General features: G+C 68.1%; 18 protein-coding genes. 6 read left to right on the top strand and 12 right to left on the bottom strand.

Features of this window, described 5'->3' with window-relative positions:
- Positions 1-71 precede the first annotated feature (71 nt).
- A complete protein-coding gene (locus V7787_RS36105) occupies positions 72-668 on the top strand; it encodes a short chain dehydrogenase (RefSeq protein WP_336092212.1) in 597 nt (198 codons plus the stop codon).
- A gap of 12 nt (positions 669-680) precedes the next feature.
- Here V7787_RS36105 and V7787_RS36100 read toward each other — a convergent pair whose 3' ends face one another.
- The 11 genes from V7787_RS36100 to rph form a co-directional block, all read right to left on the bottom strand.
- The gene (locus V7787_RS36100; RefSeq protein ID WP_336092210.1) at positions 681-1,130 is read right to left on the bottom strand and encodes a nuclear transport factor 2 family protein; all 450 of its coding nucleotides are present in this window, start codon (positions 1,128-1,130) and stop codon (positions 681-683) included.
- A 272-nt stretch (positions 1,131-1,402) separates the two neighbouring features.
- Entirely contained in the window at positions 1,403-1,852 is a 450-nt protein-coding gene (locus V7787_RS36095; protein WP_336092207.1) for a YybH family protein, read from the bottom strand.
- 49 nt (positions 1,853-1,901) lie between these two features.
- The gene (locus V7787_RS36090; RefSeq protein ID WP_336092230.1) at positions 1,902-2,222 is read right to left on the bottom strand and encodes a low molecular weight protein tyrosine phosphatase family protein; all 321 of its coding nucleotides are present in this window, start codon (positions 2,220-2,222) and stop codon (positions 1,902-1,904) included.
- Positions 2,223-2,229: 7 nt separating this feature from the next.
- Positions 2,230-3,585 (bottom strand): Xaa-Pro dipeptidase, encoded by a 1,356-nt coding sequence (gene pepQ, locus V7787_RS36085; RefSeq protein ID WP_336092205.1) that lies wholly within the window; start codon positions 3,583-3,585, stop codon positions 2,230-2,232.
- Positions 3,586-3,811: 226 nt separating this feature from the next.
- The gene (locus tag V7787_RS36080) at positions 3,812-4,162 is read right to left on the bottom strand and encodes a PilZ domain-containing protein (protein ID WP_336092204.1); all 351 of its coding nucleotides are present in this window, start codon (positions 4,160-4,162) and stop codon (positions 3,812-3,814) included.
- Positions 4,159-6,447 (bottom strand): DUF1631 family protein, encoded by a 2,289-nt coding sequence (locus V7787_RS36075; protein ID WP_336092202.1) that lies wholly within the window; start codon positions 6,445-6,447, stop codon positions 4,159-4,161. Before V7787_RS36075 ends, V7787_RS36080 begins: the two co-directional genes overlap by 4 nt.
- Positions 6,448-6,651: 204 nt before the next feature.
- Positions 6,652-7,815, bottom strand: coding sequence for a radical SAM family heme chaperone HemW (gene hemW, locus V7787_RS36070; protein ID WP_336092200.1), 1,164 nt, complete (start codon positions 7,813-7,815; stop codon positions 6,652-6,654).
- A 100-nt stretch (positions 7,816-7,915) separates the two neighbouring features.
- Positions 7,916-8,506, bottom strand: a complete 591-nt coding sequence (locus V7787_RS36065; protein WP_336092198.1) for a hypothetical protein — start codon at positions 8,504-8,506, stop codon at positions 7,916-7,918.
- A complete protein-coding gene (rdgB, locus tag V7787_RS36060) occupies positions 8,503-9,099 on the bottom strand; it encodes an RdgB/HAM1 family non-canonical purine NTP pyrophosphatase (RefSeq protein ID WP_336092196.1) in 597 nt (198 codons plus the stop codon). The genes V7787_RS36065 and rdgB overlap by 4 nt, the downstream gene beginning before the upstream one ends.
- Positions 9,096-9,488 (bottom strand): VOC family protein, encoded by a 393-nt coding sequence (locus V7787_RS36055; RefSeq protein ID WP_336092195.1) that lies wholly within the window; start codon positions 9,486-9,488, stop codon positions 9,096-9,098. The genes rdgB and V7787_RS36055 overlap by 4 nt, the downstream gene beginning before the upstream one ends.
- Before the next feature lie 600 nt (positions 9,489-10,088).
- The gene (gene rph, locus V7787_RS36050) at positions 10,089-10,853 is read right to left on the bottom strand and encodes a ribonuclease PH (RefSeq protein WP_336092194.1); all 765 of its coding nucleotides are present in this window, start codon (positions 10,851-10,853) and stop codon (positions 10,089-10,091) included.
- Positions 10,854-10,921: 68 nt separating this feature from the next.
- Here rph and V7787_RS36045 point away from each other — a divergent pair, with 68 nt between their 5' ends.
- The 5 genes from V7787_RS36045 to V7787_RS36025 all read left to right on the top strand — a co-directional run bounded on the left by V7787_RS36045 (position 10,922) and on the right by V7787_RS36025 (position 16,006).
- Entirely contained in the window at positions 10,922-11,782 is an 861-nt protein-coding gene (locus V7787_RS36045) for a YicC/YloC family endoribonuclease (protein WP_336092193.1), read from the top strand.
- 106 nt (positions 11,783-11,888) lie between these two features.
- On the top strand, positions 11,889-12,509 hold the full coding sequence (gene gmk / locus V7787_RS36040; RefSeq protein ID WP_336092192.1) for a guanylate kinase: 621 nt from the start codon (positions 11,889-11,891) through the stop codon (positions 12,507-12,509).
- Between the two features lie 238 nt (positions 12,510-12,747).
- Positions 12,748-13,047 (top strand): DNA-directed RNA polymerase subunit omega, encoded by a 300-nt coding sequence (gene rpoZ, locus V7787_RS36035; protein WP_036108756.1) that lies wholly within the window; start codon positions 12,748-12,750, stop codon positions 13,045-13,047.
- A gap of 271 nt (positions 13,048-13,318) precedes the next feature.
- Positions 13,319-15,502, top strand: coding sequence for a RelA/SpoT family protein (locus V7787_RS36030; protein ID WP_336092191.1), 2,184 nt, complete (start codon positions 13,319-13,321; stop codon positions 15,500-15,502).
- Positions 15,503-15,622: 120 nt separating this feature from the next.
- On the top strand, positions 15,623-16,006 hold the full coding sequence (locus V7787_RS36025) for a RidA family protein (RefSeq protein WP_336092189.1): 384 nt from the start codon (positions 15,623-15,625) through the stop codon (positions 16,004-16,006).
- 203 nt (positions 16,007-16,209) lie between these two features.
- Here the strand turns inward: V7787_RS36025 and V7787_RS36020 are convergent, their stop codons facing one another.
- Complete coding sequence (locus V7787_RS36020) at positions 16,210-17,289, bottom strand: AraC family transcriptional regulator (protein WP_336092187.1); 1,080 nt, start codon at positions 17,287-17,289, stop codon at positions 16,210-16,212.
- Positions 17,290-17,329 lie beyond the last annotated feature (40 nt).

Here is a 17,329-nt window from a genome sequence, read left to right as displayed (position 1 = left end):
ATCCTAGCGCATTCACCGTGCACGCCGCCGCGCGCAGACTGAGCGCCTGACTTCCCAACCGGACCTTAGCCATGAAAATCCTGCTCGTAGGCGCCAGCGGCACCCTCGGCCGCGCCATCGCCGAGACCTTGAAGCACCACGACATCCTCGCCGCCGGCCGCAGCAGCGCCGACTACCCGGTCGACATCACCGACGACGCCAGCGTCGAGGCCTTGTTCGCCAAGACCGGCAAGCTCGACGCGATCGTCTCCGCCGCCGGTGTGCTCCACTTCGGCCCGCTGGAATCGATGCGCCCGGCCGATTTCTCGGTCGGCTTGAACGACAAACTGCTCGGTCAGGTGCGTTTGGCCCTGCTCGGCCAGCACCACCTCAACGACGGCGGCTCGATCACCCTGACCACCGGCATCGTCTCGGAAGAACCGATCCGCGCCGGCGCCAACGCCAGCGCGGTCAATCGCGCGATCGAGGGCTTCGTCCAGGGCGCGGCGCTCGAGTTCAAGCGCGACCTGCGCATCAACGCGGTCAGCCCGAGCGTGCTGACCGAATCGTGGGACGACTACGGCGCGTTCTTCCCCGGTTTCGTGCCGGTGACCGCCGCGAGCGCGGCGCTGGCGTATAAGCAGAGCGTTGAGGGGATTCAGAGTGGGCGCGTCTTCAAGGTCTGGTAAGCGCGCCGCCGCTTACGGCGTGTCGGGCAGGCGCAGCGAGGCTTGCCCGAGCACGTAACGCCAGCCGTGCGCGGTGCGGGCGTAGGTGTCGCTGTACCAGAGCCGATAGTCGAAGGCTTGGCCGTTGCTGCGGCCTTTCAGCCACAGCTTGGCGGTCACCACGCCGGTGTCGCCCCACACGCGCACGCTGCGTTCGCTGGCGTCTTGTCGTTCGTAGACGGTTTGCGCTTCGCGCGCTTCTTTCAGCAGCGCGGCTTTGTCGGCGACTTGGCCGCGGCCGCTGATGAGGGCGAAGTCGTCGTGGAGGATGCTCGCCATCGTTGCCGCGTCGTTGGCTTTGACCGCGGCTTGGTAACGGATGTCGAGGGCCTGGAGTTCGGCGATGTCGTCGGGTTGTGCGGCGGTGGCGGCGAGTGGGATGGAGAGTAGGCAAGATGTTGCGAAGGCGGCGGTCCGGCTCATGGAAGCACTCCTGGCGAGGTGGCTTCAGGCTAGTGAGCGTTGCTGTGAGGTGCTCGCCGGAATCGGACAAGGTCGCCTTACCTCTCCGATCCCGCTGCTTTTAGCCCCTCTCCCGCTTTGCGGGAGAGGGGTTGGGGTGAGGGCGCGCGGAGTAGCTGCTAGCGTCGAAACTAAGTTTTCGCGCGCCCTCATCCGCCCTGTCGGGCACCTTCTCAGCCTTGCACTCCCTTCGGTCGCCGCAAGCGGGAGAAGGGAAAAGCGAAAGCGGCTCTTTATATCGTCGAGCCCGTATTCCCACGCTGAAGGATAGCCTTCGCCCCCGCATGATCGATCGGCGCCGACGTATGCTCATGCGCGATCTTCCACCGCCCATCGCGCCGAACCATCCCCACGCTGATCCGATTGTCCAGCGACCGCAGCCGCTCGCCCGACGCAGCGAACGCGGTGTAACGCAAGAACGCATGGCCAAACACGACATCGCCGCCGCCGACCGACTGCGCCCGATCGATCTCGACCACCACCCGCTCATCGCCAAGCGAGGCGAACCAATCGCTCGCCATCGCCCGCCAAGGCTCGATGCCCCGCAGCGACCAGTCGCTCCACATATCGAACACATGCACGTCGTCGTCGTAGAGCGCGACGAACGCCTCTACGTCCTTGGCCAGTACCGCGGCCGCGTAGGCTTGCAACACTTGCTGGAACGGATCGAGTGCATCGGTCATGCGATGGCTCCGGTGATGAGTCTTCGCGCCGCGACGGTTCGCGCCCGGATCACAGGTGCTTGGGCACCCGCGTCCGCAGCAACTCCACCAGCGCCGGCGCCATGTAATCGTAGTCGTCGGGAATATCCAGGCAGATCACCCGCGTATCGCGCAGCTGCGGCTTGAACTTGTGCTGCAACTTGCTGCGCTGGGCCGGTTCCATGACGAAGATCACCTCGGCCCATTCCACCAACTCGGCGCCGAGCGGCTGCTCGGCGTCGTGATTCAAACCGGCCGAGGCGACTTCCAGATCGTCGCGCCCGGCGAACACCTGCTCGGCGGTGGGGCTGCGCAGCTTGTTCTGGCTGCACACGAACAGGACCCGGCGCACGCGCGGGTCAGACGGCGGCGAATTCATCGCGGGTCAGATTGATCGGCGCGGCCTCGGTGCAGACCACGTCGTCCTCGATGCGGATGCCGCCGAACGGGCGGAACTGCTCGATCCGGCTCCAATCCACGCTGCCCGCGTGTTCGCCCTGGCGCAAACCATCCAGCAGCAGATCGACGAAATACAGGCCCGGTTCGATCGTCACCGCCATGCCCGGCTCCAGCACCCGGGTCAGGCGCAGGTACGGGTGGCCGGCGGGTTTATCGATCCGTCCGCCGCGGTCGGAGGCGGCGAAGCCGGCGACTTCGTGCACCTGCAGACCGATGCCGTGGCCGATGCCATGCGGGAAGAACACGCCGCTGACGCCGTTCTCCACCGCCGCTTCGGGCGAGATCTTCAGCACCCCGAACTCTTTCAAGATGCCGGCCAAGGCCAGATGCGCGTCGAGATGGATGCGCTTGTAGTCGGTGCCGACGCGGACCTGATCGCACATCGCGCGTTGCGCGGCATCGACCGCATCGATCAGCGCCTGGAATTCGCCGGCGCGGTCGGCGGCGTAGGTGCGGGTGATGTCGCAGGCGTAGCCGTGATGGCTGGCGCCGGCGTCGATCAGAAAGCTGCGCGATTGCGCCGGCGCTTCGCGGCCGAGTTCCATGTAGTGCAGCACCGCGCCGTTCTGGTTCAGCGCGACGATGTTGCCGTACGGCAGTTCGTTGCAGTCCTGGCGCGCGGCGGCGCAGTAGGCCAGGTGGATGTCGAACTCACTGGCGCCGGCGCGGAACGCAGCTTCGGCGGCGCGGTGCGCGCGCACGCCGATGCGGGTGGCCTCGCGCATCATCGCCACTTCGTAGGGCGTCTTGAAGGCGCGGTGGTATTCCAGGTAATCGATGACCGGCTGCGGATTGTTGGGGACGAAATCGCCCAGCGCGCTCTGCGGCTCGCCGAGGATCGCGCAGCGCGCGGCGTCCTTGGGCAGGTGCGCGAGCGCTTCTTCCGGCTTGCGGATCACGATCACGTCGAAGTGTTCGACCCACCAGCCGTTCGGCGCCTGCGGCACCACGTGCCAGTAGTCGAAGGGCTGCAGGTAGATCAGCTTGGGTTTTTGTCCGGGCGTGGCGACCAGCCAGCTGCCCGGGTTGCGGGTCAGCGGCACCCAGGCCTTGAACTGCGGGTTGACCGCGTAGGGGTAGTCGCGGTCGTCGAAGACTTGGTAATGCAGGCTGCCGCTGGGCACGACCAGATGATCGAAGCCGGCGCGCGCCAGGGCCTGCTCGGTGCGGCGATGCAGTTCGGCGATGTGCTGCGCGTACAGCGCGTCGATCGCGGCAGCGGCGGAGGGGGCGGCGTTGCGGGCGGGAGCGTTCATGCGGGCGGGCCTGGGGGTGACCGGGCTATTTTGCCGGATTGCGCGGGCGGGGGATTTGCTGATGAAGCCCCTCTCCCGCGACGCGGGAGAGGGGTTGGGGTGAGGGCGCGCGGGGTAGCCGTTCGCGCCGCCAGTCAGGATTCGCACGCCCTCATCCGCCCTGTCGGGCACCTTCTCAGCCTTGCACTCCCTTCGGTCGCCGCGAGCGGGAGAAGGGAACAGCGGGTTATTCGCGATTGGCTTCCGGCGAATCCAGCCACTGCCGCAACTGCAACATCCCATCCTCGGGCATCGCGATGAAGCGAAAACCGGTCCAGTTCTGCCCGGGCACGCTGGCGCGATCCTGCCACAGCAGATGCGCGCCGACTTCGATCGGCGAGCTGTGCTGGGGCGCGTCGCGCAAGTGGAAACGCAGTTGATACAAGGCGTCGTCGACCAGCGGCGCGCTGGCGATCAGCATCAGGCCGCTCTCGGACAGATTGCCCAGGTGGCCGATGACGGTCTCGGTCATGGTGTCGACCACCTGCACCGTTTCGACGATGCGGCGCCGGCGGGTGCGGCGGAATTCCTCGTTCATCCCGACGCTCCGGCGCCGCCCTGGCGCGCGCCGCCGAAGCCGCGCAGCACGTCCAGGGCCGCATGCCAGGCGCGGTCGACCAGGCGGTGGCGTTCGTGCTCGACCACCCGCGCCTGGCCGCGCGCCATCATCCGCGCCAGGCTGTCCAGCGATTGCTCGCCCACGCGCTGGCCGCGCTGATTGACGAACAAGGCGTTGTCGGTGACCGGGCTGAACCACGACAGCCGGCGTCGCACCGCGTCGCCTTGCTGGTTCTGCACGAATTCGAACCAGGTGCCGAACGGCAGCGCGCGGATCCGCTCCCAGCATTCCTGCTCATGCGCATCGCGCGCCGACAGGGCCGGGCGCGGCGCGACCGGGCTGTCTTCGCCCAGGCGGCTGCGCTGGCGCAGCTTCATCGCCAGTTCGGTACGCGAAGCCGCTTCCTCGGCCAGCGCCGGGCCGACGGTGAGCTGGCGCGAGATCGCGCGGGCGTCGTCGGCGTGGTAACCGACCAAGGTCAGCGCATGCTCGATGTCGGCGTCCAGGCCGCGCGGCGCGTCGGTGGCGGGGCCGTTCTGATTGGCCGCGACGATCTGCCGGGTGGTGTCCAGTTGCCGCTTCCACGCGTCCGATTCCTCGCCGTGACGCAACAAGGTCAGGGTCAGCACGTCGGCCCAGGCCTGGCTCAGCAGGGTTTGCACGAAGCGCGGCAGACGCTGGTCGGCGGTGTGGGTTTCCAGCGCTTCGAACGCGCGGCGTTTGGCCAGTTCCAGCTTTTCCTTGCCGCGCGCGGCTTCCACGTGCCGGCGTTCGGTCACTTCGGCTTTGCGCGCCAGGGATTGCAGATGATCCTGCAGGCGCTGGTTGGCCGAATCGAAGGCGTCGGCGTCGCCGCGGTAGTGCTCGATCACATGATCGACCGCCTGCCGCAGCGGTTCGTGCAACTGCGGGTCGACGTCTTCGGTCGGCGTCCAACGCGCGCCGGCCTCAGCGACGGAGTTGAGCAATTGCAGCGCCGGATGGCCGTCGTCGGCCAGCAGCGAGCGGTCTTGCAGCGCGGTGTGCAACAGCGGCGCCTGCAAACGGTTGAGCAGGGTCGAAATCACCGCGTCGCCGCGCAGGCGTTGATCGATTTCGTCGAACAACAGGTCCAGCAGTTCGAACACGTCGCTGTCTTCGCGCGACAGCGCGCCCGCCGCGGACGCGTCGCCTTCGGGGCGGGCGCGGGCGATCAGCGCCTGGCGCAGGTCGGCGATCTTGCGCAGCGGCTGCGGGCCGCGTTTGGCTTCGTCCTTGAGCCGGTTCAGCGCGCGCAGCAGGTCGGCGGTGGGCAGCGTCGCCGGCGCTTGCGCAGTGGTTTCCGGCGCCGCGCGCGGACGCAGCTTCTCCAGCAGATCGCGGCGTTCGGCCAGCCACTGCTGCAAGGTGGCGAAATCGGGAGCGCGCTCGGCGCCGGCGGCACCGGACTGACCGGCCCAGGCGGTATGCGGGCGCGATTCGGTGGTTGCGGGCGCGGCTTTGGCCGCGCTGTCGGCCGCGGCGGACGCGCGCACGGTCTCGGCCGGTTCCGGCGTCTGCGCGGTCGGGCGCGCGCGCAAGGGCACGAACGACAGACTCGGCAGCACGTTTTCGCGCGCCAGCAGGGCGTTCATCGATTCGACCATGGCCGCGTAGCCCAGCATCGCGTGTTGGTCGAACACCCGGTACAGGTCCAGCCGCGATTCCTGGCTGATCTGCAGCGGCTGGCAGGCCTCGGCGAAGCTGCGGATCAGCCGCTGCGGGCCGACCGGCAAACGCTCGCTGTCGAACGCCGGCGCCCCGGCGAGCACGCCGAAACGCTGGCCCAGCAGCAACAGGCCCAGGCCGGCGCGCGATTCGTGGCGGCTGGCGATCCCGCGCAGCACGGTGGTTTCGTCGACTTCGCTGTCGTCGACCAACCGAAGCTCCCGAAACTGAGGCGCGGCATTAGTCACCGGACGCGACACCCCTCCCGCCGAACCCCTCAACCGAGTCAACGCCCCTTCCAGCGACAACAAATACCGCGGAATCAAATCCGACCGCCGCAACCGCACCAGCCGCAGCGTTTCCAGATACCCCGACTGCAGCCCGGGATTGCGCGCCTGATCGGCCTGGCGGAACAGCTGCTGCTCGAACTCGGCCAGCATCCGCTCCAATTGCGGCGCCATCTCATCGCTGACCAGCGCATAGAGCTGCTCAAGCAGGCGGCGTACTCGGCGCGGCAAGGCGGCCGTGGCCAGGGTGGCGCGCGGCGCGGTGTCCAGAGGGTCGAACGTGACGGACATGAGATTTCGGTGCTGACGACCCGCGAGATATAACCACGCCTCCCCGGCGCAGGCCAGTCCGGAACCCCGGAGCGGCGGCTGCAGCCGATGGGAGGCGGCCAATGGCAGATACGTTCCCCGGCCGGGGCAGCGGCCAAGCCGGCAGTCTCGCTGCGGCGGCGTGGCGGGGCCGTGATTCCGGGCCGTGGACGGTTCCGCCGGAAACTACTCGTTCAAGAACAGGGCGACCACGTCGTTGGTGAAGCGCCGGCCCAGTTCGGTCGGACGCACCGCATCGCCGTCGCGCTGCAGCCAGCCGGCCTTAAAGGCGGCCTGCAACTGCGGTTCGATCGACTGGCGCGACAGGCCCGTGCACGACTCGAACGAGTCCAGCGAAAAGCCGTCCACCAGCCGCAACACATTGAGCATGTATTCGAACGGCCGCCGCTGCGGGGCGATCCGGTCGTCGCCGCCGATCGCCGCCGCGCTGCCGGCCTGGGCCAGGTACTGGGCCGGATGCTTGAGCTTCCAGCGGCGCAAGATCGCCTGCTCGGCGCCGAGGGTGAGCTTGCCGTGGGCGCCGGCGCCGATCCCCAGGTAGTCGCCGTAACGCCAGTAATTCAGGTTGTGCTGGCAGCGCCGGCCCGGGCGGGCGTAGGCGCTGACCTCGTACTGGCCGTAGCCGTGTTCGGCCAGCAGCGCCTGGCAGTGCTCCTGGATGTCCCAGGCGCCGTCCTCGTCGGGGATGCCTTGCGGCGGCCGCGCGGCGAACACGGTGTTGGGTTCCAGGGTCAGCTGGTAATGCGAGATATGCGCCGGATCCAGCGCGAACGCGCGGCGCAGGTCTTCTTCGGCCATGGCCAGACTCTGGCCGGGCAGGGCGTACATCAGGTCCAGGTTGAGATTGTCGAAGCCGGCGTCCTGGGCCAGTTTGACCGCCGCTTCGGCCTCGCCGCTGTCGTGGATCCGGCCCAGCCGCTTCAGGCAGCCGTCGTCGAAGCTCTGGATGCCGAAGCTCAACCGGTTCACTCCGGCCGCCTTGTACAGCTCGAAGCGGCCGTGTTCGGCCGTACCCGGGTTGGTTTCCAGGGTGATCTCGCAACCCGGCGCGAAGCGCAGGCGGGCACTGGCGCCCTGCAGGAAGCGGTCGATGAACTCCGGCGGGAACAGGCTCGGGGTGCCGCCGCCGAAGAACACGCTGTGCACGGTGCGACCCCAGACCAGCGGCAGGTCGTGTTCCAGGTCGGCGATCAGGGCGTCGACGTAGGCGTCGAACGGCAGCGCGCCGCGGCCTTCGTGCGAGTTGAAATCGCAGTAGGGGCATTTGCGCACGCACCAGGGCAGGTGCACATACAGCGACAGCGGCGGGGTGGTCAGGGCGGGAGTCAACAGCGCGGGCCGGGCGCGGGGCCCGGTATCGGTCGGAAGGGAAGCCGATAGTTTAGCGCTCGGGGCCGGCCGCCGCTTTGGCGGGCTGCTCTGGCGAGGGCTAGCGGTCCAGCGCCGCGCCGTAGCGGCGTGCGGCCAGCAGGGCGCGCAGGTTGGCGTCCAGGCCGACGTCGGGGCGGGCCTGCACGACCAGGCGGATGATGGTCGCCAGCGGTTCGGCGCGGCCGTCGCCGGACATGTCGCCGTCGAACAGGGTCACCGTGTTCCAGGTGCGGTGCGCGGACGGGGCCAGGCGCAGCTCCAGCGTCGAGGTCAGGCGCATCCGCCCGTCCTTGGCCCGGTGCAGCGACATGCCGACCACCTCGCGCGGTTCGAACGCGCGCTGGCGGTGGCCGCTGGTGATGTTGGCGTAGCGGATCAGGGCGCCGGCGCAGACGCCGCCGGCCAGCGTGTCCAGGCTGACCCGCTGCACCGCCGCGGCCGCGACCAGGCCGACCAGGGCCGCCAACAGCACCAGCACCAGCTCGAACTCGGTGCCGAAGTTGTTGTGGCCGGCGCGCAGCCCGTCCTGGCGGATCCAGATCGCGATCGGCATCGCCAGCAAGTACAGCACCGCGACCAGCAGCACGGTGTGCCCGCCGGTGCGGAACGCCCGGCGCGGCGGTGCGGCGGCGCGCAGCGTGCGGTTCATCGCGCCAGTTCCTGCAGGCGTCCGCGCAACGCCGCCAGGGCGCGGGCGCGGTGGCTGACCCGGTTCTTCAAGGCGTCGTCGATGTCGCCGGCCGAGACTTGATGTTCGGTGTCGAAGAACACCGGCTGATAACCGAAGCCGCGATCGCCTTGGCGGCGATGCAGGATGCGGCCGTGCCAGATGCCTTCGGCGATGATCGGGCGCGGATCGCCGGCATGCCGCAGCAGCACGATCACCGCGTAGAAATGCGCCGTGCGCTGCTCATCGGGCACGTCTTTGAGCGCGGCCAGCAATTTGTCGATGTTGGCCTGCGCATCGCCGTGGCGTCCGGCGTAGCGCGCCGAGTACAGACCCGGGGCGCCGCCGAGCGCATCCACGCAAATACCCGAGTCGTCGGCCAGCGCCGGCAGACCGGTCAGCGCGGAGGCATGACGCGCCTTCAGCAGCGCGTTCTCGACGAACGTGCTGCCGGTTTCTTCCGCGTCTTCGACCCCCAAGTCGGATTGCGCCACCAGTTCGATGCCGGTGTCGCTGAGCAGGTCGCGCAGCTCCACCAGTTTCCCGGCGTTGCTGCTGGCCAGCACTAATTTCATGCCTTCAATTCCAGCAAGTCCCAGCGATTACCGTACAGGTCTTCAAAAACGGCGACCGTGCCGTAGGTCTCGACGCGCGGAGATTCCATGAAGCGCACGCCGTGTTCGAGCATGCGGGCGTGATCGCGATGGAAGTCGTCGGTGTGCAGAAAGAAGCCGACCCGACCGCCGGTCTGATCGCCGACCCGGGCGCGCTGGCTGTCGTTCGCCGCTTGCGCCAACAACAGCGCGGTCTGCGCGCCGTCGGCCGGGGCGACCCGGACCCAGCGTTTGCCGCCGCCTTGATCGATGTCTTCGAGCAAGACGAAACCCAGCGCTTGGGTGTAATAGGCGATGGCTTGGTCGTAATCGTCGACGACCAGGGTGATGCTGCCGATGCTGCGATTCATGGGGTTCTCGTGCGGGAGCGCATCCGTTGGTGTGCGCGTGGTGGATGCGTTGGAAAGCGGGTAAGCCTCGGCGTAAGGCTGCGGTTCGGCGAGACGCTTCCGGATCGCAGCGGTTCCGACGGGATGTGAGGAATGATCGCGCGTGGCGCGAGAAGTTCAGCGCCCGGCGATGAAATTTGCGACGGCTGGCGCGGATGTAAGCGCGCGCTGGCGTCGGCGGTTGCGTGCGGGTTGCGGCTTCGCCGCGTCGAATCGAGTTCGAGAGGTGGGCGGCACGTGAGTGCGCATGTTCCGGCGAACAGTGATCGATTTCGCGTGTCACCGATAGCAGTGTCGATCGGCACTGTTCGCATCGCCACAAGCTCCCTCTCCCGCGTGCCACCCAAGGTGACTTCCTTCGGGGCGTGGGAGAGGGTTGGGGTGAGGGCGGCGCCTCACATCGGGCCGCGTGAACTTGCAGCGCCTAACGGTGCCAGCAACGCAGCCCGGACCGCGCCGATAAGAGCAAAGTCGAAATGGATTCCGGCTTTCGCCGGAATGACGGTAGGTAGCTTTCGCCGGAGCGACGGTGGGTACGCGACGCGGTGTTGCCGGCGGCGTTTAAACCGCCAACGCCTCGCGCTGCTTCTGCACCAACTGCGCGATCCCCGCCTCGGCCAAGGCCAGCAACCCATCGAGTTCATCGCGCCGGAACGCATGCCCTTCGGCGGTGCCCTGCAACTCGATGAAGCCGCCGCCGTCGTTCATGACCACGTTCATGTCGGTATCGCAGTCGCTGTCTTCGGCGTAGTCCAGATCCAGCACCGGCGCGCCGCGGTAAATGCCCACCGACACCGCCGCGACCGCGCCGAAGATCGGATCACGGTTGATCTCGCGCCGCGCCTGCAGCCAACGCACCGCATCGACCAGGGCCACGTAGGCGCCGGTGATCGCCGCGGTGCGGGTACCGCCGTCGGCCTGCAGGACGTCGCAGTCCAGGGTGATGGTGCGTTCGCCCAGCGCCTTGCGGTCGATGCACGCGCGCAGGGCGCGGCCGATCAGGCGCTGGATTTCCAGGGTGCGCCCGCCCTGCTTGCCGCGCGCGGCCTCGCGATCGCTGCGGGTGTGGGTGGCGCGCGGGAGCATGCCGTATTCGGCGGTGACCCAGCCCTCGCCCTTGCCGCGCAGGAAGCCGGGCACCTTGTTCTCGACGCTGGCGGTGCACAGCACCCGGGTCTGGCCGAAGCTGACCAGCACCGAACCCTCGGCGTGGCGGGTGTAACCGCGCTGGATCACGACCTCGCGCATCTGGTCGGCGACGCGGCCGCTGGGACGTACCACGGGCCCGGCCGGGGCCTGGTGGGGAGCGGCGATGGGACCGGTCATGGCGCGGCGTTACCGTTTTGAAGGCCGGCGAGTTTACCATTGCCTCCCTGTAGGCTCGGAATTCGCGAATGATTCGCAGCATGACCGCCTTCGCCAGCGGCGAACGCGCCACCCCCTGGGGCACCCTCGCCTGCGAGTTGCGCTCGGTCAATCACCGCTTCCTGGAGCTGGGCGTGCGCCTGGCCGATGAGTTGCGGGTGCTGGAACCGGCGCTGCGCGAGCGGGTCGGTGGCCGGATCAGCCGCGGCAAGATCGACCTGACCTTGCGCCTGCGCCCGCCGGAAGGCGGCGACGCGCTGCAACTCAACCCGACCCGGCTGCGCGAACTCAGCGACCTGGCGATCGACCTGTCGGCGCGGTTCCCGGCGCTGCGCACCGAATTCACCGAGCTGTTGCAGTTCCCCGGCGTGCTGCAGGCCCCGGCGACCGACCCGGCCGCATTGCAGGCCGAGGCGCTGGCGTTGCTGGACAGCGTGCTCGACGAATTCGTGATTTCGCGCGAACGCGAGGGCGGCAAGCTGGCGACGGTGATCGGCGAGCGCGTCGACGGCATCGCCCGGATCGCCGCGGACGTGCGCGCGATGATGCCGGCCATTCGGGTCGGGCAGCGCGCCAAGCTGGAAGCGCGCCTGGCCGATCTGGCCCAGCCGGCCGACAACGGTCGGGTCGAGCAAGAACTGGTGCTGTGGCTGCAGAAACTCGACGTGGACGAAGAACTCGACCGCCTCGACGCCCACGTCGCCGAAGCGCGGCGCGTGCTCAAGCTGCGCGAAGCGGTCGGCCGCCGGCTGGATTTCCTGCTCCAGGAATTCAATCGCGAAGCCAACACCCTGGGCTCCAAATCGGTCGATGCGCGCAGTTCGGCGGCGGCGGTGGAGCTGAAGGTGTTGATCGATCAAGTGCGCGAGCAGATTCAGAACATCGAGTGAGGCGGGGAGGGCCGGTTCGGTATTGGCGAAAGCCGACGCGGACCGGGCCGATCGCCGTTCTCGCCGCTTTTGCTTTTACCCATCACGAACCACGAATCCCAGCCTAATGCGCGGAACCCTCTACATCGTCGCCGCTCCCTCCGGAGCCGGAAAATCCAGCATCGTCAACGCGGTGCTCGCGCGCGATCCGAACATCCGCCTGTCGATCTCGTTCACCTCGCGCCAGCCGCGCCCGGGCGAGCGGCATGCCGAGCACTACCACTTCGTCAGCGCGCAGGAGTTCGAGTCGATGGTCGCCGACGGCGATTTCTTCGAGCACGCGCGCGTGCACGGCGACTGGAAGGGCTCGGCGCGGCAATCGGTGGAGCCGTTCCTGTCGGCCGGCAAGGACGTGCTGCTGGAGATCGATTGGCAGGGCGCGCGCCAGGTCCGGGCCAAGGTGCCCGACGCGGTCAGCGTGTTCATCCTGCCGCCCTCGCGCCAGGCGCTGGAGTCGCGCATGCGCTCGCGCGGCCAGGACAGCGAGGAAGTGATCGGCCAGCGTCTGGCCGCCGCGCGCGAGGAGATGTCGCACTACGGCGAGTTCGATTACGTCATCGTCAATGAGGTCTTCGACACCGCCGTCGACGAGATGTGCGCGATCTTCCTGGCCAGCCGGCTGCGCCGCGAGCCGCAGGTCGCCCGGCATTCGCGTCTGATCACGGCGTTGCTGGCCGACGAAAGTTGATCCAGGAGCGCCGGGAAGTCCGAGGTCCGACTGTAGGAGCGGCGCGAGCCGCGACCGCGGCATCGGGCTGACGATGTAAATGCGAGGTCGCGGTCGCGGCTCGCGCCGCTCCTACAGGGGCTATCGGCTTGATTTATAAGGGTTAATGGCCGGAAACCTTGCTTTTGCGGGCCGCTGCGCCTAAAATTCCCGGTCCCCATCCGCTTGTAAAGACGGCCGCACCGGCCGCAGGAGCCCCATGGCCCGCATCACCGTCGAAGATTGCCTGGAAGTGGTCGATAACCGCTTCGAACTCGTCATGCTGGCCGCCAAGCGCGCCCGTCAGCTGGCCAACGGCGTCGAGCCGCAGCTGGACAACAGCGAAGCCAACGACAAGCCGACCGTGCTGGCGCTGCGCGAAATCGCCGCGCGTCAGGTCAACCCCGAATACATCGACGCGGTCGAGAAGGCCGAGCGCGAGCGCAAGGAACGCGAAGCCCTGGAATGGGCCGCGGCCGAAGTGGTCGCCGACGACGACCTGTCCAAGGGCGACGACTGATATCCGGCCCCGCGCCAGCGCGCGGGCGTCCAGGACACCGAAACGGCTCCGCCTCGGCGGGGCCGTTTTCGTTTGCGCGGCGCGGGCCCGGCCGGCCCGATTCCGCGGCGCGGCCCGCGGGCCGGCGGCCATTTCCGCGGCGCTTTGCTGAACCGGCCAACCGCCCAAGTGCGCAAGCCGTGACGGCGTACTTGCGCGGAGCTGAGCAGACGCCACATTCAAATTACGCAATGCGTTGCGCCATCCGCGCCCGCACGCGTAAATTTCCGTTATGACACCCGCCGAGCCCGCGCTGAACACCTATCCTGCCGCTCCCGACCACACGGAGCTGCCGGACTACGTGCGCGAGCTCGAGCTGGCGGCGCACTACCTGCCCGAGCCCCAGCGCCTGCTGCTGCGCCGCGCATGGTCGGTCGGCGCCGCCGCGCACGCCGGGCAGACGCGCAAATCCGGCGAGCCCTACATCACCCATCCGGTGGCGGTGGCCAAGGTGCTGGCCGAGCAGGGCCTGGACGTGGAGACGCTGGTCGCGGCGATCCTGCACGACACCATCGAGGACACCCCGCTCACCCGCGAATGCCTGGCGACCGAATTCGGTCCGACCGTGGCCGAACTGGTCGACGGCGTGACCAAGCTGGACAAGCTGCAGTTCCGCGACCGCCAGGAAGCGGCCGCGGAAAGTTTCCGCAAGATGCTGCTGGCGATGGCGCGCGATCTGCGGGTGATCCTGATCAAGCTCGCCGACCGCCTGCACAACATGCGCACGCTCGGCGCGCAGAGCGCCGAGGCGCGCGAGCGCATCGCCCGCGAGACCCTGGAAATCTACGCGCCCATCGCCCAGCGCCTGGGCATGAACCTGATCAAGGCCGAACTGCAGGATCTGGGTTTCCGCGCGCTGCATCCGTGGCGTCACGCGGTGATCGAAAAACGCATCCGCACCCAGCCGGTGGTGCGGCGCGAATCGCTGGTGCAGATCGAAGCGCATCTGGCCCAGCGGTTGGCCAAGGAGAAGCTTCAACATCGCTTGATCAGCCGGGTGAAATCGCCGTGGAGCATCTACACCAAGATGCATCACGAGCATAAGAGCTTCACCCAGGTGATGGACGTGTTCGGCTTCCGGGTGGTGGTCAAGAGCGTGCCGGATTGCTATCACGCGCTCGGCGTGGTGCATTCGGCCTACAAGCCCCTGGATTCGCGCTTCCGCGATTTCATCGCGATCCCGAAGGCCAACGGTTACCAGTCGTTGCACACGGTGCTGTTCGGGCCTTACGGCTCGCCGGTGGAAGTGCAGATCCGCACCGAAGACATGGACCTGATCGCCGAACGCGGCATCGCCGCGCATTGGTCGTACAAGCACGGCGGCGAAGGCCCCAACAGCGCGCAATCGCGCGCCCACAGTTGGATCGCCAGCCTGGTCGAATCGCAGCGCGCGACCGGTTCGTCGCTGGAATTCCTGGAAAACGTCAAGGTCGACCTGTTCCCGGACGAGGTCTACCTGTTCACCCCCAAGGGCGACATCATGTCGCTGCCGCGCAATTCCACCGCGCTGGATTTCGCTTACGCGGTGCACACCGACGTCGGCAACCGCGCGGTCGCCGCGCGCGTGGACGGCAAGCTGGTGCCGCTGCGGACCAAGCTGGCCAGCGGCCAGCGGGTCGAGATCATCACCGCCAAATCCTCCACGCCCAAGCCGCAGTGGCTGGAGTTCGTGGTCTCCGGCAAGGCGCGCACCTCGATCCGGCAACAGCTCAAGCAGCTCGAACACGAAGACGCGGTGCAACTGGGCCATCGCATGCTCGACCGCGCGCTGGAAGTGCTGGAGACCTCGCTCGACCGCACCCCGGCGCTGCGCCTGGAAGCGTATCTGACCGAGAACCGTTACCCGCGCCTGGAAGCCTTGCTGGCCGATATCGCGCTCGGCAACCGCATGCCCAATCAAGTCGCGCTGGCGTTGGCGCGCGAGGCCCCGGGCAAGGCCGGGCGCGGGCGCGCGATCGACCGGCCGCGCCTGCCCGAAGACAAGATCCTGATCACCGGCGCCGAGCGCGGCGTAATCAGCTTCGCCAACTGCTGCCTGCCGCTGCCGGGCGACGACATCATGGGTTACCACACCGCCGGCAAGGGCATCGTGGTGCACCGCATGGATTGCCCGAACCTGGCCGATTACCGCAAATCGCCGGACCGTTGGGTGGCCATCGGCTGGGACCGGCAGGTGTCCGGCGATTTCGCCGCGGCGCTGCGGATCGAAGTCGACAACCGTCCCGGCTCGCTGGCGCAGGTCGCCGCGGCCATCGCCGAGGCCGAATCCAACATCGACCGGGTCGAGTACCTGGAGCGCGACGCCAACATCGCGATCATGCGTTTCGCCATCGAAGTCCACGACCGCAAGCACCTGGCCGACGTGATGCGGCGGGTGCGCCGGTTGGCGGTGGTGTTGGGCGTGCAGCGGATGTAGTTCGGCGGCCGCTGGGGTTTGCGGCGGGCAGGGGCGAACAGCGCGGGCGCTCGAACGGCAGCCATGCCGTCAGCGCTTGCTGCTAATCTCCAATCCCGAATCCCCAACCCCGGCCCCCCAATGTCCCGCGAAATCATTCAAACCGACCAAGCCCCGTCCGCGATCGGCCCGTACTCGCAAGCCGTGCGCGTCGGCGACACCGTGTACCTGTCGGGTCAGATCGCGCTCGATCCGTCCAGCGGCTTGGTCGTGGAAGGCGACATCGAAGCGCAGGCGCATCGCGCGTTCCGCAATCTACAGGCGGTCTGCGAAGCCGGCGGCGGTTCGCTGGCCGACATCGTCCGGCTCGGGTTGTACCTCACCGACCTGGGCGCGTTCGGCAAGGTCAATGCGGTGATGGGCGAGTATTTCAATCCGCCGTATCCGGCGCGTTCCACGGTGGAAGTGTCGGCGTTGCCGCGTGGGGTGGCGTTTGAGGTCGATGCGGTGATGGTGTTGCGCTGAGGCTAAGAGCAAATCCCCCCTGGCCCCCCTTTTTCAAAGGGGGGAATGCTTCGGGCGGGTTTCGATGCGATTGATGCGACGCGGTCTTCGGCCAGTGCGATGCGGACCGCCACATCGCCCCCTTTAGAAAAGGGGGCAGCATCCGCGCAGCGGATGCGGGGGATTTGAGCTTTTGCCTTTGCTTGCTCGCCCGCGCGCGCCCATCACCTCCGCTCCCGCGCCATCTCCGCCCACAACCGCTCGCGCAACGCCCGCGGCGTCTCCCCGGTCAAGCGCTTGAACGCGCGCCGGAAATCGCGCGGATCCTTGTAGCCGATCGCCGCGCCGATGCTGGCGATGGTCGGCCCGCGTTCGCGCAGCAACGCGTACGCGCGATCGATGCGCAGCCGGTCGTGGATCTCATGGAAGCTGGTGCCCTCCCCAGTGAGCTGACGCCGCAACGTACGCTCGCTCACATGCAACTGCGCCGCGATCCCCGCCAGCTTCGGATCCTGCGGCAACTGCGTGCGCAACAACCGCTCCACCGCCGCGGTCACCTCGCCGGGCACCGCGCCGCGCGGCATCTGCGCCTCGCACAGCGCCAGCACCTGTTTGGACGCGATCGGGTTGTGGGTCGGCAACGGCACCGCCAGCCACTGCGCGTCCAGCACCAGCCGGTCCTGCGGCTGATCGAAGGCGATCGGGCAATCGAACACCTCCTGGTAATGGGCGCGGTACTCCGGCGGCGGATAGCTGAATTCCAGGCGCAACGGCCGCAAGCGTTCGCCGACCAGCCCGCGCGCCAGCGCCAGGCAACTGCTGAAGAATTCCTCGGTCACGAAGCGGTGGATCGACGGAAACGCCAAGGTCATCTGCCCGGCCAGGGCCAAGGTGCCGGTCTCCGACGCGCTCTCGACGAAACGCATCAGGCTGCCGACCACCGGGGTGAAGCGCAGGCCGATCTGCAGCGCTTCGCCGAAGGTCGCGGCGGTGGTCATCGCCAGCCCGAGCAGGCCGAAATTGCCGACGTGCTGGTTGCGGCCGATGTCCAGGCCGATGCTAGGCGGCAGCACCTTGAGCGCGCGTTCGATCACCACTGCGGTCGGCCGATCCGGCAAGCGCACGCCGGGGTCGCCGACCTGGGCGCGGCTCAGGCCGGTGCCGACGAACCAATCGTCGCTGGGCGCGCCGATCCGGTCCGCGGTCTCGAGCAAGCCCCACAGCAGATTCGGCGACATCAAGGCGATGTCGGGTTTGCCGCCTTCGACGGCGGCGAGGTTGTCCTGGTCGGATGGCTGACGCATCGCCCCTCACGATACTTGGCCGCACGGTTGACCGCTAATG

It is taken from the genome of Pseudomonas sp. CGJS7 (assembly GCF_036961695.1).
Note: the sequence above shows the minus strand (reverse complement) of the source record. Positions and strands in the feature narration are given on the sequence as shown.

Coding starts and splice junctions, on each gene's coding strand:
- V7787_RS36105 (WP_336092212.1), top strand. CDS start 72: ATGAAAATCCTGCTCGTAGGCGCCAGCGGCACCCTCGGCCGCGCCATC.
- V7787_RS36100 (WP_336092210.1), bottom strand. CDS start 1,130: ATGAGCCGGACCGCCGCCTTCGCAACATCTTGCCTACTCTCCATCCCA.
- V7787_RS36095 (WP_336092207.1), bottom strand. CDS start 1,852: ATGACCGATGCACTCGATCCGTTCCAGCAAGTGTTGCAAGCCTACGCG.
- pepQ (WP_336092205.1), bottom strand. CDS start 3,585: ATGAACGCTCCCGCCCGCAACGCCGCCCCCTCCGCCGCTGCCGCGATC.
- V7787_RS36080 (WP_336092204.1), bottom strand. CDS start 4,162: ATGAACGAGGAATTCCGCCGCACCCGCCGGCGCCGCATCGTCGAAACG.
- V7787_RS36075 (WP_336092202.1), bottom strand. CDS start 6,447: ATGTCCGTCACGTTCGACCCTCTGGACACCGCGCCGCGCGCCACCCTG.
- V7787_RS36065 (WP_336092198.1), bottom strand. CDS start 8,506: ATGAACCGCACGCTGCGCGCCGCCGCACCGCCGCGCCGGGCGTTCCGC.
- rdgB (WP_336092196.1), bottom strand. CDS start 9,099: ATGAAATTAGTGCTGGCCAGCAGCAACGCCGGGAAACTGGTGGAGCTG.
- V7787_RS36055 (WP_336092195.1), bottom strand. CDS start 9,488: ATGAATCGCAGCATCGGCAGCATCACCCTGGTCGTCGACGATTACGAC.
- rph (WP_336092194.1), bottom strand. CDS start 10,853: ATGACCGGTCCCATCGCCGCTCCCCACCAGGCCCCGGCCGGGCCCGTG.
- V7787_RS36045 (WP_336092193.1), top strand. CDS start 10,922: ATGATTCGCAGCATGACCGCCTTCGCCAGCGGCGAACGCGCCACCCCC.
- gmk (WP_336092192.1), top strand. CDS start 11,889: ATGCGCGGAACCCTCTACATCGTCGCCGCTCCCTCCGGAGCCGGAAAA.
- rpoZ (WP_036108756.1), top strand. CDS start 12,748: ATGGCCCGCATCACCGTCGAAGATTGCCTGGAAGTGGTCGATAACCGC.
- V7787_RS36030 (WP_336092191.1), top strand. CDS start 13,319: ATGACACCCGCCGAGCCCGCGCTGAACACCTATCCTGCCGCTCCCGAC.
- V7787_RS36025 (WP_336092189.1), top strand. CDS start 15,623: ATGTCCCGCGAAATCATTCAAACCGACCAAGCCCCGTCCGCGATCGGC.
- V7787_RS36020 (WP_336092187.1), bottom strand. CDS start 17,289: ATGCGTCAGCCATCCGACCAGGACAACCTCGCCGCCGTCGAAGGCGGC.